The sequence below is a fragment of the Winogradskyella haliclonae genome (genome assembly GCF_014635865.1).
Classification (GTDB): Bacteria; Bacteroidota; Bacteroidia; order Flavobacteriales; family Flavobacteriaceae; genus Winogradskyella; species Winogradskyella haliclonae.
Genome location: NZ_BMDQ01000002.1, coordinates 113323 through 132319 on the forward strand (window position 1 = coordinate 113323; position 18997 = coordinate 132319).

The following is an 18997-nucleotide window of genomic DNA, read 5'->3' on the forward strand; positions in this document are numbered from 1 at the left end:
TTAGGCTATAATTTCAACAAGAAATCAACAGTATCTATATTATCTGCATAATCCCATAATTTTGGTTCTTGAGTTTGTCCAAACGGTATTTCTTCTGCATTAAATCCATTTGCAACAATACATTGAATGTTTTCTTTTTCTGACTTCAATTGTGCTTTTAAAGCTGATACGTCTTTGTACGTTTCATAAAAAACCGTGGCTATCGGTGAACCAAAGCTTTTGTCTTCTTTTAGCATCAAAAAGCCATTTTCTAACATATCAAACTCACTCATAATATATACGGCCTTGTTATAATCGTAATTATTAGCGTATTTGCTTTCGCTAATGATGTCTTTCCATTTAAAAACAGCATTAAAAAAGGCATCAAAATTATAATCTTCAGGCACATATAATTTTGAAACATTGCGGCAGCCTAATCCATAATATGTGAAAATATCATCAGATAAATCACTAAGCTGTTCATCAGTTTCGTTACCTGTTAGTATAGCAATGGAGTTTCTATTCTTCCTTACAATAGATGGTTTGTCCTTAAAGTAATATTCAAAATAACGTGCCGTATTATTACTTCCAGTAGCAATAACAGCATTATAATTTTCAAGTTTATCTTCTGTGAATGTTATCTTTCCATTAAAGCCGGATTCTACATATTCGAGATACTTTGCGAGATAAGGCAATAAATGCTTGTCGTTTGAGGATTGCTTTACAATGACCTTATGCCCACTAATTAAAACACTTAAAAAGTCATGAAAACCAACTAGTGGGATATTTCCAGCCATGATTATAGCGATGGTTTTGGTTTCTGTAGCATTAAAATTATAATTGTTTGTCCATTTATTAAGATTGTTATGGGTCAAGCAATCTGTCCAAGATTGTAGTGCAAAATCCAGATTATTTTTAGTAAACCAACCATTATTCTCTTGAGCTAACTTTAGCTGATGTGCAAAACCATCAAGCAATGCTTTATCGATATCTGCATCATTTGGGTTCTCAGTAAATTGACTTAAAAAATGGCCCAGTTTGACAAAAGCGTTAACTCTTTGTTGTAATTCCATATAAGGTTTGGTAATAATGTGTTTTGGCTTTATTTTTGCAACTGCAAAATTACGGAAAAAGAAAAATTAAAACACTATGGCAATTATAATCACAGACGAATGTATTAATTGTGGTGCCTGCGAACCAGAATGCCCAAATACAGCGATTTATGAAGGTGCGGACGATTGGCGCTATAAAGATGGTACAAGTCTTACAGGTAAGATTGTATTACCAGATGGTAGGGAAGTAGATGCAGACGAAACGCAAGAACCTATAAGTGACGAGGTTTACTATATTGCTCCAGATAAATGTACTGAATGTATGGGCTTCCATGAAGAACCCCAATGTGCAGAAGTTTGCCCGGTTGATTGCTGTGTGCCAGATGAGAACATTGTAGAAACTGAAGAACAACTACTAGCAAAACAGAAGTTTATGCATCCTGATGGTTAGTCGATAATCGACATTTGATAAAAGAAATATTATGAAATCCTGAGCTTTGGCTTGGGATTTTTTTATCATTAGAATTTATGGAAAACAACCAAGATGAGGGTTAAACAGGTATTCGGAAACATATTGGTTGTTTTCTGTTATTACTAGTTGTAATTGTTTTTACAGTTATTCTTGCAGTTTTTATTCAGATAACTTTCTTCATGAATTTCTAAAGTGTTTTCTTAGCTGCTTGCTTTTTCATGACTTTAAGTACCTCTTTACTGAAGGACAGTTTGCCATTACTCTCTGAGGCTTTTTGTGCTATAAACTCGCGTTTCTTTTTTAATAGTTCTTTGAGCTTATTGTTATCTGCTTTTCGCTTACTGGACATTTCTTTTATAAGACGTTCTTTTTCGGCTAAAGATTTTCCTTTTAATTCTTCTGGAAGTTTATCGTCATTAAGCTTATCAAGCTCCAGTTTACCATTGTCATAATCATTAATAATCTCTTGAGAACCATACGCTACTTTTTGTCCAGCTTTACTTTGTTTATAGGCTACTCGAGAGCTGTTGGCAGTACTAGAACCTGTATCGTATACCGCCATAGACTTTGCTTTTTTATCGTAATTGTATTCGCGCTCTTCTAATGAACCATAGTACATACGTGTGTTGTCAATGTTTCTTGATAGGTTATTAATTTCAAAATCGTAAGGTGTTGCAATCACGTAATCTTGTGCATTTTGGTCTAATCTTAAAAATTCGCCATTAGTACAAGACGCCATGTTTCTAAAATGTGGTATGGCTTCCAAACAATCATTTCCTAATTTTATGGTATTGATTGTAATGCCTTTTTTTGCTGCAAGCTTACAACTTTCGGAATACTTAACATCATCTTGATAATCCATATGCGGCGGGCAATCACCAACCACAAAGACGGTTCTATACGTTTTTTTATCAGTAGACCATTGCATCTGTGTAATCGCTTCGTATAAGCCTTGATTAACACTTTCTGGAGAGTCGCCACCACCAGAAGCTGTGATTTTTAGTAGCTCAGTATAAGCCTCGTCCAAATCCGTTGTCATGGCAATTTGCTTAGTGACAAAACTATCACCTCGGTCACGGTAAAAGACCATTCCCATTTTAAGTGTGTCAATATCGCCATCTTGAGCAAGTTCGCTAACAATATCCCAGATTTTTTCTTTGGCTGTGCCAATAAGTCCACCCATACTTCCAGTAGCATCAAGGCAGAAAACAATTTCGGCATTTTTTGTAGGATGTATACTAGGTGTTTCGATTAAAACGGATACATCTCTGCTGTTAGATGCTTTCGCATCATTTTTGCAGCTTAGTAGTATTACGCTTAAAACAAGAATTTTGATTTTCATAATATTTTGATTTGATGAATTTTGAGCTAAACTACTAGGAGTGAAGCATACTAAAAATTAGTAATGAGTTAAAAGGTCTTTTAGATGAGTTAACTCATCTTTTGATTGAGTTATGCCTTTTTTGATTTAAAAATTTAAGAACATTTTGTTCTAATTAGTTACATTTGCATTCGCTAAAAAAACCTAAAATGAAAGCTGGAATAGTAGGACTACCGAACGTAGGAAAATCAACATTATTTAACTGTTTATCTAATGCCAAAGCGCAGAGTGCAAACTTTCCGTTTTGTACTATAGAGCCAAATATTGGTGTGGTAAATGTACCAGATCCAAGATTGTCTAAGTTAGAAGAATTAGTAAATCCAGAGAAAGTGATTCCTGCTACGGTGGAGATTGTAGATATTGCTGGGTTGGTAAAAGGCGCAAGTAAAGGTGAAGGTTTAGGAAATCAGTTTTTAGCAAACATTAGAGAAACTGATGCTATTTTACATGTATTGCGTTGTTTTGATAATGACAATATTGTCCATGTCGATGGTTCTGTTGACCCAATACGTGATAAAGAAACAATTGACATGGAACTACAGTTAAAAGACTTAGAAACCGTAGAAAAGAAATTAGACAAAGTAAAGCGTGCAGCTAAAACAGGTAATAAAGAAGCACAAGCTGAAGAAGCCGTCTTACTCAAAATAAAAGAAGGTCTTGAAGCTGGAACATCAGTACGTGCCTTAGAATTCTCTGATGAAGATTATGCAGATTATGTAAAGCCATCTCAATTTATTACGGATAAACCTGTAATGTATGTATGTAATGTAGATGAAGGTGCAGCAACATCAGGGAATGCTTATGTTGATAAAGTTAAAGATGCCGTAAAGAACGAAAACGCTGAAGTATTAGTATTGGCTGTTGGAACTGAAGCAGATATTAATGAGCTTGATGATTACGAAGAGCGTCAACTATTTCTTCAAGATATCGGATTAGATGAACCAGGCTCTGCGAAGTTAATTCGTTCGGCTTATAAGCTTTTAAATCAGCAAACCTATTTTACTGCTGGAGTTAAGGAGGTTCGTGCTTGGACTGTAAATATTGGTGCTACTGGACCACAAGCAGCTGGCGTTATCCATACTGATTTTGAAAAAGGATTTATCCGAGCGGAAGTTATCTCTTATGATGATTATGTATCTTTTGGTAGTGAAGCCAAAGTTAAAGAAGCAGGAAAAATGCGTGTAGAAGGGAAGAATTACATCGTTAAGGATGGTGATGTAATGCATTTCTTATTCAATGTGTAAATTTTTGCCTTAGCTTTATCAAGCATTTAAAATGGATTTAATATGAAAAAATTCATTCTTTATTTTTTAGTTTTTCCAATATGCCTTTCAGCACAAATCAATGAGAGCGATTCGCTAAACCTAAAGGCTAGTTTATCATTTACGGGCATTTGGCAATCTGGTAATGTAGAGACCTTAATACTAAGAGGGCGAACTGACTTGAGTATTAAGCCATGGAAGAAATGGGTTTATAAAAATACCAACTCTTACGTATACCAAGCTTTTGATAAAGACAAAGCAGATTCAGATTTTTTAAGCCTTAACTTTTTGTATTTTAATCCTGAAAAGCGATTTTATCCGCAAGTGCTAGGCTTTATAAGTACCAATTTTAGAAGAGAAATCAGTCAACGCTATCTCGTCGGGGCTGGAGGAACATATCAAATACTTCAAGGCAAAAAAAACTGGCTTAAAGCATCATTAACTGTTGAATATGAAGATACAGACTTTAAGCGAGATGTTTTTAATAAGACACAATTTAATGATAAGAACTCTATAAACACGTTTAGAAGTACTATTTGGATAAGTGGAAAATACGAGCTCTTTAAGAAAAAAGTAATTTTAAAACATGAAAGTTATTTTCAGCCTTCCTTAGAACAAAGCGATAATTATAGATGGCAGGCAGACTTATCTGCGGAGTTTCCAATCTGGAAATTCTTAAACTTTAAAATAAACTACTTACGTACTTTCGAAAGTATTGTCATTCAAGACCAAGAAGAAGAAGACCAATTTTTAACTTTTGGTTTTACGCTGAAGAATTTTTGATGTAAGCTTCAGTTAACACACCTTAACGCTTGTTAACAGAATTAGCAGATTTCAGTTTGTACATTTGAATTTCATCAATCAATTTAGCAACCAATCTATAAAAGCCAATGTTCTCAACAACATTGGCTTTTTATTGTTAATTACTTTCCAAAAACCATATTTCATTTTCTAAGGTATAATATTATATTTAGCGTCTCATCTACATGTACTGATTTTATGGCCCAACAGACTAAATATACTGAAGACAATATACGCTCGCTCGATTGGAAAGAACATATCCGCATGCGTCCTGGTATGTATATTGGCAAGCTGGGTGATGGTTCGTCACCAGATGATGGCATATATATTCTACTAAAAGAAGTCCTTGATAATTCTATTGACGAATTTGTAATGGGTGCAGGAAAAACTATTGAAATTTCCATTCAAGGTGAAAAAGTAATTGTTAGAGATTATGGACGTGGTATTCCACTAGGGAAAGTTGTAGATGTTGTATCTAAGATGAATACAGGTGGTAAGTATGATTCTAAAGCTTTCAAAAAATCTGTAGGACTTAATGGTGTAGGTACTAAGGCTGTAAATGCATTATCTAACTATTTTAGAGTAGAGTCCACAAGAGATGGAAAATCGGCTTCTGCAGAGTTTGAGCAAGGAAACCTAACCAATCAAGAATTATTAGAAGATACTTCAAGACGAAAAGGAACAAAGGTGTCGTTTATTCCTGATGATTCTATTTTCAAAAAATTTAAATTCCGTAGTGAATATGTGGTGAAAATGCTTAAAAACTATGTCTACCTTAATCCAGGGTTAACTATAGTTTTTAATGGCGAAAAATATATTTCTGAAAATGGTCTTAAGGACTTATTAGCCGAAAATATAAGCGAATCTGATTTGCTATATCCGATTGTTCATTTGCGAGGTGATGATATTGAGATAGCTATTACTCATAGTAAGACTCAGTATAGTGAAGAGTACCATTCCTTTGTTAATGGACAAAACACCACTCAAGGTGGAACGCATTTGGCAGCATTTAGGGAGTCTTTAGTAAAAACAGTAAGGGAATTTTATGGGAAAAATTATGATGCATCAGATATAAGAAAATCTGTAGTAGCTGCAATAGCTATCAAAGTAATGGAGCCTGTTTTTGAAAGTCAAACCAAGACAAAGTTAGGATCTACGGACATGGGAGGCGATTTACCAACAGTAAGAACTTACATCAATGATTTTGTAAAAACCTATTTTGATAATTATTTGCATAAGAATCCTGATACAGCAGAAAAGATTCAACGCAAAATTTTGCAAGCAGAGCGAGAGCGAAAAGAATTGTCAGGTATACGTAAGTTAGCTAAAGACAGGGCTAAAAAAGCAAGTCTTCATAATAAAAAATTACGCGATTGTCGTGTGCATTTTGGTGATACTAAAAATGAACGTAGTTTAGAATCTACACTATTTATTACCGAAGGAGATTCTGCATCAGGAAGTATAACAAAGTCTCGTGATGTCAATACTCAAGCAGTTTTTAGCCTAAAAGGAAAACCTTTAAATTCTTATGGTTTAAGTAAGAAAATTGTATATGAAAATGAAGAGTTTAATCTTTTGCAAGCGGCATTAAATATAGAAGAATCACTTGAAGACTTACGATATAATAATATAGTTATCGCAACTGATGCCGATGTTGATGGGATGCATATTCGATTATTACTAATAACCTTCTTTTTGCAATTTTTTCCAGAAGTCATAAAAGAAGGACATTTATATATTTTACAGACACCATTGTTTAGAGTTCGTAATAAGAAAGAAACTATTTATTGTTATTCTGAAGAAGAACGCATAAATGCTATAGAAAAGCTTAAGCCAAAACCAGAGATTACGCGATTTAAAGGTTTAGGTGAGATTTCGCCCGATGAGTTTAAACATTTTATTGGTGCGGATATAAGATTGGACCCAGTAATGCTAGATAAAGACATGTCAATTGAAGAGTTACTGTCTTTTTATATGGGTAAAAATACACCAACACGTCAGGAGTTTATTATAAATAATTTAAAGGTTGAATTAGATGTTGTTGAAGACTAAAATTCCTGCTAAGTAGTAATGAAATAATATGAGCGAAGAACACGAAGACTTAGAGAACATAAATAACGAAGACAACTTAGAGCCCCAAGAAACCATAACTAAAGTTACCGGCATGTACAAAGACTGGTTTTTGGATTATGCTTCTTATGTTATTCTTGAACGTGCTGTCCCGGCAATTGAAGACGGTTTCAAGCCTGTGCAACGCCGCATCATGCATTCTATGAAAGATTTGGATGATGGACGTTACAATAAGGTGGCTAATATTGTTGGGCACACAATGCAGTATCACCCGCATGGAGATGCTAGTATTGCTGATGCAATGGTGCAAATTGGTCAAAAAGATTTATTGATTGATACTCAAGGAAATTGGGGTAATATCTTAACAGGAGATAGAGCTGCTGCTTCTCGTTATATTGAAGCACGTATTTCTAAGTTCGGTCTAGACGTTGTGTACAATCCCAAAATTACGCAATGGCAAGCCTCATACGATGGTCGTCGTAAAGAGCCTATAAATTTACCGGTTATGTTTCCGCTTTTATTAGCGCAAGGAGGAGAAGGTATCGCCGTAGGGTTATCAACAAAAATATTACCACATAACTTTATAGAGTTAATAGATGCTTCAATAAAGCATTTAAAAGGAAAACGTTTTACTATTCTTCCAGACTTCCCGACAGCTGGTATCGCTGACTTCACTAATTATAATGATGGAAATCGAGGAGGTAAAGTAAGAGTTAGAGCAAAAATATCACAGCACAGTAAGAATACTTTAGTGATTTCTGAAATTCCTTTTAGTACAACGACGCAATCGCTTATCGATTCAATTTTGAAAGCGAATGATAAAGGAAAGATTAAAATCAAGAAGATTGAAGATAATACTGCAGCGGAGGTTGAGATTCTAGTACATTTACCTTCAGGTATTTCTCCAGATAAAACCATAGATGCTTTATATGCATTTACTAATTGCGAAACATCAATCTCACCATTAGGTTGCGTTATTGAAGACAATAAGCCTTTGTTTATTGGTGTTTCAGAAATGCTACGCCGATCTACAGATAACACGGTTCAACTATTAAAATCTGAATTAGAAATTAAGCTTGGAGAGTTAGAAGAACAGTGGCATTTTGCATCTTTAGAGCGCATTTTTATTGAAAATCGTATTTATCGTGATATTGAAGAAGAAGAAACTTGGGATGGAGTTATTAATGCTATTGACAAAGGCCTTAAACCACATATTAAGCATCTAAAGCGCAAGATTACTCTTGAGGATATTACGCGTTTAACAGAAATCCGAATTAAGCGTATTTCTAAATTCGATATTGATAAGGCGCAACAAAAAATTGATGCTTTAGAAGCGCAAATTGCGGAAGTAAAGCATAATTTAGAAAACCTTATTGATTATGCGATTGCTTATTTTACACGTTTAAAGAAAGATTATGGAGAAGGAAAAGAGCGTAAAACTGAAATTAGAATATTTGACGATGTAGATGCAACTAAGGTAGTTATACGTAATACAAAGCTTTATGTAAATCGTGAAGAAGGCTTTATTGGTACCTCATTGCGTCGTGATGAATATGTCTGTGATTGTAGTGATATTGATGATATTATTGCGTTTACCAATGATGGTAAAATGATGGTCACCAAAGTAGGATCTAAAACCTTTATTGGCAAAGGTATTATACATGTTGCTGTCTTTAAAAAGAAAGACAAGCGTACCATTTATAATTTAATCTACCGCGATGGTAGTAAAGGACCATCATACGTCAAACGCTTTGCAGTCACTGCAATGACTCGTGATAAAGAGTATGATTTAACAAATGGAAACAAGGGTTCTAAACTTTGGTATTTCTCGGCAAATCCTAATGGAGAAGCAGAGGTTGTTTCTATTTCGTTGCGTCAAGTAGGAAGTATTAAAAAGCTAAAATGGGATTTGGACTTTTCAGATATTCTTATAAAAGGTCGTACGTCTCGAGGAAATATTGTTACTAAATATGCGATAAAGCGCATAGAACTTAAAGAGAAAGGTGTTTCAACCTTAAAACCTCGTAAGATATGGTTTGACGATACCGTACAGCGACTTAATGTTGATGCTCGAGGTGAACTTATTGGAGAGTTTAGAGGTGAAGACCGTTTATTAGTAATTAACCAAAAAGGAATAGTAAAAACTATAATTCCTGAGTTGACTACACATTTCGATAGTGATATGATTGTGCTTGAAAAATGGATTCCTAAAAAGCCAATTTCAGCAATTTATTATGATGGTGATAAAGAACGTTATTATGTTAAACGTTTCCTCATTGAGCATGAAGGAAAAGAAGAATCATTTATTTCTGACCATGCAAATTCTCAATTAGAGATTGTGTCTACAGATTGGCGGCCAATGGCAGATGTGGAGTTTACTAAAGAACGCGGTAAAGACCGTAAGCCTAATATGGAAGTCAATCTCGAAGAATTTATTGCTGTCAAAGGAATTAATGCTTTAGGAAATCAGTTGACTAAAGATAAGATTAATCAAATCAATCTTTTAGAGCCATTACCATTTGAAGCACCAGAAGAAGTACATGCTGATGAATTAGAAGTTGTAGATGAAGAACAAGTCATTGCTGAGTCTAGTAGTGATACAGAACAGGAAATAAAAGTCGATTTAGATCCAAAACCAAAAACGGAATCTAAGAGTACTAAAGAAGATCTAGATATTGATGAGACAGGTCAAGCTTCTTTGTTTTAGAAAAATAGTTTATCGCTTCTTTTTTGAGGTTTTCTGATTCAAAAATTCTACAAATAGCGAGAATGCTATAGCGAAGTACAAATAGCCTTTAGGTATAGCACCAACTTCATTGCCAAAGAATTGTGTATGAGACATATGTGCAGCTTCTGTAATTAGCATAAAACCAATAAGGATTAAAAATGCCAAACCTAGCACCTGCATACTTGGATGATTGTCTATAAATCGTCTAATAGGATTTGCAAAAGCTATCATGATAATTATGGAGATAACCACAGCAATAATCATTAAGACTAAACTATAATCTGGGTTAGGATGTAATCCATTTGTCATTCCTATGGCTGTTAAAATAGAATCTACAGAAAAAATAAAGTCTATAATTAAAATTTGAGTAATGGCTTGTTGTAGTGAGCTAATGACTTTCCCTTTTACACTATCTTCATCATGAGAAGGTGCTTCAACTTTTTCTCTTATCTCTGATGTGCTTTTGTAAATTAAGAATAATCCTCCTGCAAATAATATGATAGCTTGCCAGCTGAGGTGCAACTCTAACCAAGAATTCTCAAACTCGTAAAAAGGCTCTTTCAGACCAACTAAAAATGACACAAAGAACAATAGAATAATACGTTGCACCATTGCAAGAATAAGTCCAATATTAGTCGCTTTACTACGCTGATGCTCTGGTAATTTGTTAGCAGCAATAGAGATAAACACAATATTATCAATCCCTAGAATGATTTCTAAAAAGGTTAAGGTAAGTAATGCAAATATGGCATCACTAGAAAGTAAAAATTCTAACATATTATTTTATTCTAATAGCTGTACCTTTTTCAGCACGAGTAGCGCTATTCTTTTTCTTAATAGCCAACTTGTATTCAAACGTATATGAAGAATCTGTAGTGGACAAAATTTTCATGTGTATAGCATCATCTTCAGAAGTGTTTTTTGGATTTATTTTTTTTAAAATAAACTCACAATCGTTTATCCATCGTATAGAAGAGGAATCTATTTTCCCTTCAAAATAATCAACACTATAGTCTTCTGTACGTGTGAAAGTCCCTGTTTTTTCTTTACCGTCAACTAAAAAAGTGAATTTAAAGTCTCCTGTGCGATAATCTTGACAATTTCTGTCTACGGTATAACAACTTATTAAAATGCCACAAAAAGCAAGCAGAAGAAGTTTTTTCATCAATCAATACAAAGTTTATACAAAAATAAGGATTTAGAGTCGTTTAATTTTCATAGCTTTTAAAACTTCCGTCTTTATAGAAAATAATAATTTTTTCTATTTCAGAAGATTTTGAAGAACTTTCAAGATTTGGAATTTGGGCTAAAGCTTCAGGATTTGAGTCTGAGAATTTCAAAGTTTCCGTTTTTGGGATTGACGGAAAATTTCCTTTCCCATTCATTAGCCAATATAAATCAACTTCAGGATAGGAGTGAAGGACTTTCATTACAAAGTCTAAACTTGGTTTATTTCTACCAGAAAGAATATGAGAAATACTGGAACGTTGTACGCCAATTTTTTCAGCGAAACTAGATGCAGTTTCTTCGTAAAAAGTGATGACTTTTTGTAAGCGTTCCGTAAAATCAATAGTGTTTATCATTGTAAACCGTATGCTTTGATTATATACGTTACAAATGTAACAATAGTTGCTCTCATATTCTGTATTAACTTCAAAATATATTATTATTATATAAACTTAAACTTCATATAATATTTTTTAAATAACTGAAAATAAAAATTTTAAATATATTCTATTTATTTTTTTGAATATTTTTCAATCACTCTTATAGTATTTGTAACCAACGCACTAACTAATGTTTAGAAATGTAACAAATATTAGAAATTTTCATGTTTACAATTGTAAATTTACATTTGTATACCTTTGTGTTCTAAACTTATTCAATGACCTCAAATAGATTATCTGAATTGCATAATTCGTTTAAAGAAAAAACACTTTTTGGACGATACATTAACAGTGAAAAAATAGAACCAATTCTAAAAAGGATAGAACAGTGTTTTGATGTTTCTACTGTTGGATTTTCAGTAGAGAATAGACCAGTATATTCTGTAAGCGCTGGCAATGGTCCAATCAAAGTTTTGCTTTGGTCTCAAATGCATGGTAACGAATCAACAACCACTAAGGCTATTTTTGATTTGATAAATGTATTTTCTGAAGGGGAGTTTTCTAATATTTGTAAGTCATGTACACTTTTATTTATTCCTATTTTAAATCCTGATGGTGCAGAAAAGTATACTCGTGTTAATGCCAATGGTATAGATTTAAATAGAGATGCTCAAAACCTTTCTCAGCCAGAAAGTAGAGTTTTACGTCAATGTTTTAATGATTTTTTGCCTCATTATTGTTTTAACCTTCATGGGCAGCGTACCATTTTTGGTGTAGGTAATTCAGGTAATTCTGCGACATTATCTTTTTTATCTCCATCAGAAGACAATGAACGCTCGGTTACTGAAACACGCACAAGGGCTATGTCTATCATAGCTTCTGTAGTTAGTGGACTTCAAGTAGATTTACCAAATGCCATTGGTCGCTATGATGATGATTTTAATATAAATTGTGTAGGTGATACATTTCAGTCATTAGGTGTGCCAACAATTTTATATGAGGCTGGACATTATAATAATGATTACATGCGAGAGGTAACCCGTTTATATATCTTTAAAGCTTTGTTTTATGGTTTAAATGCTATTTCTACTAAACAGGAGTATAGTAATCACGGGCTATACTTTAAAGTGCCTGAGAATGAAAAGAACTTCTTTGATGTGATAGTTAGAAATGCATTGCTTAATCAAGGTGATGATAAGACTATTGATGTTGCTATACAGTTCAAAGAAACTTTAATTAATAATGTCATAGCCTTTATTCCTTGCGTCGAGAAAATAGAAAAATTAGACAACTATTTTGCTCATGATGAAATTGATGCAAAAGGTGCTGTTATATTAGATCATAATAACAATCGATTAAAAGTTACTAACGAAATCGATTTCGTAATGTTAAATAACCGCAAAATCTTGATAAAATCTTAGATATTCTGGTTTTTAGCTTCTTTTTATCAATAAAAATGTCTTATTTTTGCATATAATTCAACAAAACTGAAAATGGCAAAGTTTAAGTTAGACGAAATAGACCACCAAATTTTAGATATGCTTATTGATAATACGCGTATCCCTTTTACTGATATTGCGAAAAAATTATTAATCTCTGCAGGAACTGTACATGTTAGAGTTAAGAAAATGGAAGAAGCAGGAATTATAAGAGGTTCTTCTTTAACTCTAGATTATAAAAAATTAGGGTATTCTTTCATCGCTTATGTTGGGGTATTCTTGCAAAATACGTCACAAACAAAGTTTGTTTTAGAACGTATTAACCAGATTCCTTATGTTACTGTTGCGCATATTACTACAGGTAAGTTTAATATTTTTTGTAAAATAAGAGCAAAGGACACCATGCATGCTAAGGAAATTATATTCTTATTAGATGATATTGATGGTGTATATCGTACCGAAACTATGATTTCACTTGAGGAGAGTATCAATGACAAAAAACGTTTAATGCATACTATATTTAACGAATTATAATTGTTATTTAAAACGATATGTTAAAGCCCTAGTAAATTTGCTAGGGCTTTTTTTATCTTCGGCATCTAATTTATAAGACTAAAAAAATGCAATTGCCACAAGAAGAGTTTAATCCGTATTATCTGCCATATATTAATAGTGCTACTAGCTCTGATTTAGTTGGTGGTTTAAAGCAAAATTTAAAATCTGTTGTTGCATTTTATGATTCTATACCTGAAGAAAAGTTAGAGTATGCTTATGCTGAAGGAAAGTGGACAGTAAAAGATATCTTACTCCATATCATAGACACTGAGCGTATATTTGCATATCGTGCAATGCGAGTGGCAAGGCAGGATAAAACAGCTTTAGCCGGTTTTGAACAAGATGATTATGTTAATGCAGCTAATGCCTCGAATAGAACTATTGAGAGTTTATTAGAAGAATATAAGGTAGTAAGAAATGCAACCATATCTTTATTTGAATCTTTTACTGATGAAAGTTTAAAAGCTATTGGTACAGCAAGTGGTTCACCGATATCTACAAGAGCAATTGGATATATTATTACTGGTCATGAGAATCATCACAATACAGTAATAAGAGAGAGATATCTTTAATCTGTCTCTACATGTGACGTTGCATGCCAGATAGGAATATTTAAGAATTCACTTAATATTTTTGCATCAGAGACTATGCTTTTGAGATTGCCATGGTCAACAACGTTTTTACGAGAAGCATCATTCAATACAATATTCAATTCAAAGCTCTTATAGGGATTGTCTCCACTATTTACATGTTCTCCAATAATTTGTAGAGCAATAATCGAAGATAGTTTATGTGCTTTTTTCGAAGTGCCCATGTACCTCAATGAATAACTAAAACTTTTATAATAAAGATTAATGCGTTTATCAAAAACTCTTGGCGTTATAATCGAAAATAGAAAAACACCACCAATAATAGAAAATATTACACCTGCTATTATTGAAATGACTGAAAAATTTGATGATATAATCGCATCTTTATTAGTGATTAAATATGCATTATAGCTAAGCAAGCCAATACCTATAAACAAAAATAAACTGCAAAAAACGATGGCAAATATTGAAGGCTGATATGCCATTTTTGATGATGAAACTTGGACTAATTTATGAGTTCTAAAACTAGCGCCACCAGGTTTTAAAGGATATATGTTTACAGCTTGTTTGATAGGCAGATTCTTTCCCTTACGTTCTCTAGCTTCAATGACTTCTTGATGAAAACCTCCTATTGAGTCCATATTCAGATTTTTTCTTTTAAATATTTTCCTGTAATGGATTTAGAATTTTTCACAATATCCTCTGGAGTGCCAGAGGCAACAAGTTGCCCTCCATTTTTTCCACCTTCTGGACCTAAATCAATAATATAATCTGCACATTTAATTAAATCGATATTGTGTTCAATTACAATAATCGAGTGACCAATTTCTATTAAGGCTTGAAAAGATTTCAATAGCTTTTTAATATCGTGAAAATGAAGTCCAGTAGTAGGCTCGTCAAAAATAAACAACGTTGTGTCTCCGCGAGAGCCTTTGCCCAAAAAGGATGCTAGCTTAATGCGTTGTGCTTCACCACCAGAAAGAGTAGAGGAAGATTGTCCTAAAGTCACATAACCCAATCCAACATCTTTAAGAGGTTGCAACTTCTTTTCAATTTTGGATTGTTTATGAGCAGCAAAAAAATCTACGGCATTGTCGATGGTCATATTTAAGATGTCATCTATTGATTTGCCTTCAAAACTCACTTCTAGGACTTCCTTTTTAAAGCGCTTACCATTGCATGTCTCGCAAGTTAAATGCACGTCGGCCATAAACTGCATCTCAATAGTCACTTCGCCTTCACCTTTACATGTTTCACAACGTCCGCCATCTACATTAAAACTAAAATGCTTGGCTTGGTAGTTTCTAATTTTGCTCAATTTTTGTGATGCAAAAAGAGCTCTAATATCATCATATGCCTTTATGTAAGTTACAGGGTTTGAGCGCGATGAGCGACCAATAGGATTTTGATCAACAAACTCAACATTTTCAATATTGGAGAAGGTTCCTTTTAGTTCTGTAAACTGTCCAGGTTTATCTCCAAAACCTGTAAGTTTCTTTTGTAATGATGGATACAGCAACTTTTTAACTAATGTACTTTTTCCGCTTCCAGAAACACCAGTAATGACAGTTAGCATATTTAAAGGAAACGTAACATCTATATTTTTTAGATTGTTTTCTCTAGCTCCAATGATTTCAACATTGTATTTTGAAGTTCTTCGTTTTTTTGGAAGTTCTATTTCTAGCTTCCCGTTTAGATAATTTGCAGTTAATGTATCAGATATTAAAATATCTTTAAAAGTGCCAGTTGCAACAACTTCACCTCCAAAAGTACCAGCTTCTGGCCCAATGTCTATGACTTCATCTGCTGCTTTCATTATATCTTCATCATGCTCAACAACTATTACTGTGTTCCCTAAATCCCTTAAAGATTTCAACACATTAATTAATCGTTCAGTATCCTTAGGATGAAGACCAATACTTGGTTCATCCAATATATACATAGAACCAACAAGACTACTACCTAATGATGTAGCAAGATTAATACGTTGGCTTTCTCCACCAGATAAGGTATTAGACTTTCGATTTAGAGTTAAATAATCTAGACCTACATTAGATAGAAATTCTAATCGAGTATGTATCTCTTTTAATAATCGCTTGGCAATTTTAGAGTCATGCTCATTCAATTTTAATTCTCTAAAAAAGCTTGCTAACTCATCTAAAGGCAAATCAACCAAGTCCATTATGGTTTTTTCCGCAATCTTTACATAACTAGCTTCCTTTCGTAATCGCTTACCTTTACAGGTGCTGCATTTTGTCTTTCCACGGTAACGTGATAGCATTACACGATTCTGAATCTTATATGCCTTCGACTCTAATTCAGCAAAAAAGCTATCTAAGCCTTCAAAATATTCGTTTCCTGTCCATACTAAAGCTTTTTGGGCATCATTAAGTTCAAAGAAAGGTTTGTGAATGGGGAAATCGAATTTATGAGAGTTGTTTACTAATTGGTCTCTATACCAGCTCATACTTTCGCCACGCCATGGAAATACGGCATTTTCATAAATTGAAAGCGATGTATTTGGAATTACTAAATCTTCATCAATACCTATAACATCACCATAACCCTCACATTTTGGACAAGCACCATATGGATTATTAAAGCTGAATAAATGTGCATTTGGCTCTAGAAATACCATATCGTCAAGCTCAAACTTGTTATTGAATTTTTTTTGTTTCTTGTCTGCTAGAGATTCAATAATACATGTTCCTAAACCTTCAAAAAAAGCGGTTTCAATAGCATCTGCTAATCTATTTAAAAAATCTTCATCATCTTTATAAACTATTCGGTCTACAACTAAAAATAATTTGGTTTTACTATCTACTTTATCTTTTAAAGTGTCTTCAATTCTAGTAACATCATTTCCAACTTTTACTCTGGCATAACCTTGTTGTTGTAAAGCCTGCAATTTGTTTTCGATTGTTCTCCCTTCTTCGAGAGTAATGGGTGATAGGAGCAAGAGTTTCGCACCTTCTTCGTATTTAGATATAAAATTTATAACATCAGTAGTGCGATGCTTTTTTACTTCATCTCCAGAAATAGGAGAGTAGGTTTTACCAATTCTGGCAAATAATAGCTTTAGATAATCATAAATCTCAGTAGTGGTACCAACTGTAGAGCGTGGGTTGGTAGAATTTACCTTTTGCTCAATTGCAATTGCTGGCGCTATACCTTTTATGTAGTCTACCATAGGCTTATTAAGTCTACCTAAAAACTGTCTTGCATAGCTACTTAGACTTTCTACATAACGTCGTTGACCTTCAGCGTATAAGGTGTCAAATGCAAGGCTTGATTTTCCAGAGCCAGAAAGCCCAGTTATAACTACCAGTTTATTTCTTGGAATAACTACATCAATGTTTTTTAGATTATGGAGTTTTGCTCCTTTTATAATGATATTCTCTTTCGGGTTAACGTCTAAGACTGTGTTATTCATAGAATTTTATGACTAAAAGTTTTGCAAAGATACCACAACTATTTTATAGCCAAAAATGATAATATACCAGATTAAATGTTAAAATTTGGGCTGAAATTTTGCTTTTTTGGAATGATTCTTGTTTATTTGGCAATTATATACACTAAAAAAACAACTGCGTATACATAATATTACTTTAAGAAAAATGCTATAACCCCAAAAGTAAAGCACTTGCTTTGCTGCTTAAAGTACTTATTATGAAAAGAAAACTTATCGAAGACGCAGTTTTGGTCAAAAACTACATCAATGGAGACGAAAGTGCATTATCTGTATTGATTAATAGGCACAAACAAAAAATTTACAGTTTTATTTATTCAAAAGTTTTTGATAGAGATATTACTGAAGATGTTTTTCAAGACACATTTATTAAAGTTATAAGAACTTTAAAAAGAGGAAAGTATAACGAGGAAGGCAAGTTTTTGCCTTGGGTAATGCGTATTGCTCATAATTTGGTTATAGACCATTTTAGACGTAATAGTAGAATGCCAAAATTTGATAATGCTGGTGAGTTTAGTATTTTTTCTGTCTTAAGTGATTCTACTTTAAATGCAGAAAAGATGATTATAAAAGACCAAGTAGAGTCGGATGTAAGACGTATTATTGAAGAGTTACCGGAAGACCAAAAGCAAGTATTAGTAATGCGTATGTATCAAGACATGAGTTTTAAAGAAATTTCCGAGCGTACGGGAGTTAGTATCAATACGGCATTGGGTAGAATGCGTTATGCACTTATTAATTTAAGGAAGGTAATAGAGCAGCATAATATAGTTTTAACAAATTGATATAATAAAGTAGATTTTTATGCGTTAATGATGTTATATGAACATAAAATTACGCTAATGGCAAAAATTTACTCTAATTGTAACCCTAAAAATATTCAACTTAACCCAAAAAAAGAAACAGTAGATTTTCTACTGAATTATTCAAAGGCTTTACGTGTTAATTGTTATAATAATATGAAGTTTGAAGCGCTTCTGAATTAGTTTAAGAAACCCTGATTAAATAAGTCAGGGTTTTTTATTGAATAATAGTTCTTGGTAGTTAGCTGTGTTTAGATACTCAGCTTTCATGCTTTTTAGATATTCTATTACATTCTCTCTTTTAGGATGGTTATCTAACAAACAATTTTTTATCTCTTTGTCATAAACTGTTAGCAAAAGATACCAATGTCCAGTTCTATTGATATGATGACTTTCAAATAATGAATTATTGCCATTACTTTCACGTTTTACATCTATCAAAACTAACGGAAGGTTTACAGATTTATCTTCTTTTTCTGTTTCTGAATATGTCAAATAAAAAGTTTCACCTTTTATTTTAAATGGGGTATTTAGACCAACATTGTTGTCCTTAAGTTGAAATTTTGTATTTAAATATTTATAAAATTCTCCTTCATTTTTTGGGTCTTTGAAAATGAAAGATGTTTCTCTAGATAATTTTCGTTTGAATTTTTTAGCCTGAATAATTTTATAATCTTCATTTTTGAATTTAGGAGCTACTTTTACAGGAATACAGGATGTCATTAAAACTGTGAGGGTGATAACCAGTATATTTCTCATAATTCAGATTTTCTCAATAACATCAATAAT

18 protein-coding genes are annotated in these 18997 nt (G+C 33.1%); 10 read left to right on the forward strand and 8 right to left on the reverse strand.

All coding sequences use genetic code 11. From position 1 onward, the window contains the following. Window positions 1-5 precede the first annotated feature (5 nt). Window positions 6-1052 (reverse strand): acyl-CoA reductase, encoded by a 1047-nt coding sequence (locus IEV10_RS08585; RefSeq protein ID WP_188374304.1) that lies wholly within the window; start codon window positions 1050-1052, stop codon window positions 6-8. 76 nt (window positions 1053-1128) lie between these two features. Between IEV10_RS08585 and IEV10_RS08590 the strand changes: the two genes are divergently transcribed. Beyond that, window positions 1129-1482: a 4Fe-4S dicluster domain-containing protein gene (locus IEV10_RS08590; protein WP_188374305.1), complete on the forward strand. Its 354-nt coding sequence runs from the start codon at window positions 1129-1131 to the stop codon at window positions 1480-1482. Between the two features lie 208 nt (window positions 1483-1690). On the opposite strand, the gene IEV10_RS08595 is transcribed toward IEV10_RS08590, so the two are convergent. Then, complete coding sequence (locus IEV10_RS08595; RefSeq protein WP_188374306.1) at window positions 1691-2845, reverse strand: vWA domain-containing protein; 1155 nt, start codon at window positions 2843-2845, stop codon at window positions 1691-1693. A gap of 188 nt (window positions 2846-3033) precedes the next feature. Here IEV10_RS08595 and ychF point away from each other — a divergent pair, with 188 nt between their 5' ends. The 4 genes from ychF (at window position 3034) to IEV10_RS08615 (ending at window position 9724) form a co-directional block, all read left to right on the forward strand. Then, a complete protein-coding gene (ychF, locus tag IEV10_RS08600; protein WP_188374307.1) occupies window positions 3034-4128 on the forward strand; it encodes a redox-regulated ATPase YchF in 1095 nt (364 codons plus the stop codon). 42 nt (window positions 4129-4170) lie between these two features. Next, on the forward strand, window positions 4171-4929 hold the full coding sequence (locus tag IEV10_RS08605; RefSeq protein WP_188374308.1) for a DUF481 domain-containing protein: 759 nt from the start codon (window positions 4171-4173) through the stop codon (window positions 4927-4929). Window positions 4930-5145: 216 nt separating this feature from the next. After that, window positions 5146-6999 carry a DNA topoisomerase IV subunit B gene (locus IEV10_RS08610; RefSeq protein ID WP_188374309.1) on the forward strand — a complete coding sequence of 618 codons (1854 nt, stop codon included), beginning with the start codon at window positions 5146-5148 and terminating at the stop codon, window positions 6997-6999. Between the two features lie 28 nt (window positions 7000-7027). Further along, window positions 7028-9724 carry a DNA gyrase/topoisomerase IV subunit A gene (locus tag IEV10_RS08615; protein WP_188374310.1) on the forward strand — a complete coding sequence of 899 codons (2697 nt, stop codon included), beginning with the start codon at window positions 7028-7030 and terminating at the stop codon, window positions 9722-9724. A 9-nt stretch (window positions 9725-9733) separates the two neighbouring features. On the opposite strand, the gene IEV10_RS08620 is transcribed toward IEV10_RS08615, so the two are convergent. From IEV10_RS08620 to IEV10_RS08630, 3 genes are read right to left on the reverse strand one after another with little or no spacing between them, the layout of a single operon-like run. Next, window positions 9734-10522 carry a TerC family protein gene (locus IEV10_RS08620; protein WP_188374311.1) on the reverse strand — a complete coding sequence of 263 codons (789 nt, stop codon included), beginning with the start codon at window positions 10520-10522 and terminating at the stop codon, window positions 9734-9736. 1 nt (window position 10523) lies between these two features. Beyond that, window positions 10524-10910 (reverse strand): hypothetical protein, encoded by a 387-nt coding sequence (locus IEV10_RS08625; protein WP_188374312.1) that lies wholly within the window; start codon window positions 10908-10910, stop codon window positions 10524-10526. A gap of 43 nt (window positions 10911-10953) precedes the next feature. Beyond that, entirely contained in the window at window positions 10954-11328 is a 375-nt protein-coding gene (locus IEV10_RS08630; protein ID WP_188374313.1) for a helix-turn-helix domain-containing protein, read from the reverse strand. 302 nt (window positions 11329-11630) lie between these two features. On the opposite strand from IEV10_RS08630, the gene IEV10_RS08635 reads away from it, so the two are divergent. The 3 genes from IEV10_RS08635 to IEV10_RS08645 all read left to right on the forward strand — a co-directional run bounded on the left by IEV10_RS08635 (window position 11631) and on the right by IEV10_RS08645 (window position 13918). Beyond that, a complete protein-coding gene (locus tag IEV10_RS08635; protein WP_188374314.1) occupies window positions 11631-12773 on the forward strand; it encodes a M14 family metallopeptidase in 1143 nt (380 codons plus the stop codon). Window positions 12774-12845: 72 nt separating this feature from the next. After that, window positions 12846-13325, forward strand: coding sequence for an Lrp/AsnC family transcriptional regulator (locus tag IEV10_RS08640; protein ID WP_188374315.1), 480 nt, complete (start codon window positions 12846-12848; stop codon window positions 13323-13325). 86 nt (window positions 13326-13411) lie between these two features. After that, window positions 13412-13918, forward strand: coding sequence for a DinB family protein (locus IEV10_RS08645; RefSeq protein ID WP_188374316.1), 507 nt, complete (start codon window positions 13412-13414; stop codon window positions 13916-13918). On the opposite strand, the gene IEV10_RS08650 is transcribed toward IEV10_RS08645, so the two are convergent. Both IEV10_RS08650 and uvrA read right to left on the reverse strand, forming a co-directional pair. Next, window positions 13915-14577 (reverse strand): hypothetical protein, encoded by a 663-nt coding sequence (locus tag IEV10_RS08650; RefSeq protein WP_188374317.1) that lies wholly within the window; start codon window positions 14575-14577, stop codon window positions 13915-13917. The genes IEV10_RS08645 and IEV10_RS08650 overlap by 4 nt on opposite strands. Before the next feature lie 2 nt (window positions 14578-14579). After that, window positions 14580-17369 carry an excinuclease ABC subunit UvrA gene (uvrA, locus tag IEV10_RS08655; RefSeq protein WP_188374318.1) on the reverse strand — a complete coding sequence of 930 codons (2790 nt, stop codon included), beginning with the start codon at window positions 17367-17369 and terminating at the stop codon, window positions 14580-14582. 236 nt (window positions 17370-17605) lie between these two features. On the opposite strand from uvrA, the gene IEV10_RS08660 reads away from it, so the two are divergent. Both IEV10_RS08660 and IEV10_RS08665 read left to right on the forward strand, forming a co-directional pair. After that, entirely contained in the window at window positions 17606-18190 is a 585-nt protein-coding gene (locus IEV10_RS08660) for an RNA polymerase sigma factor (protein ID WP_188374319.1), read from the forward strand. 57 nt (window positions 18191-18247) lie between these two features. Beyond that, window positions 18248-18391 carry a hypothetical protein gene (locus IEV10_RS08665; protein ID WP_188374320.1) on the forward strand — a complete coding sequence of 48 codons (144 nt, stop codon included), beginning with the start codon at window positions 18248-18250 and terminating at the stop codon, window positions 18389-18391. Between the two features lie 24 nt (window positions 18392-18415). Here the strand turns inward: IEV10_RS08665 and IEV10_RS08670 are convergent, their stop codons facing one another. Continuing rightward, window positions 18416-18967, reverse strand: a complete 552-nt coding sequence (locus tag IEV10_RS08670) for a hypothetical protein (RefSeq protein WP_188374321.1) — start codon at window positions 18965-18967, stop codon at window positions 18416-18418. Window positions 18968-18997 lie beyond the last annotated feature (30 nt).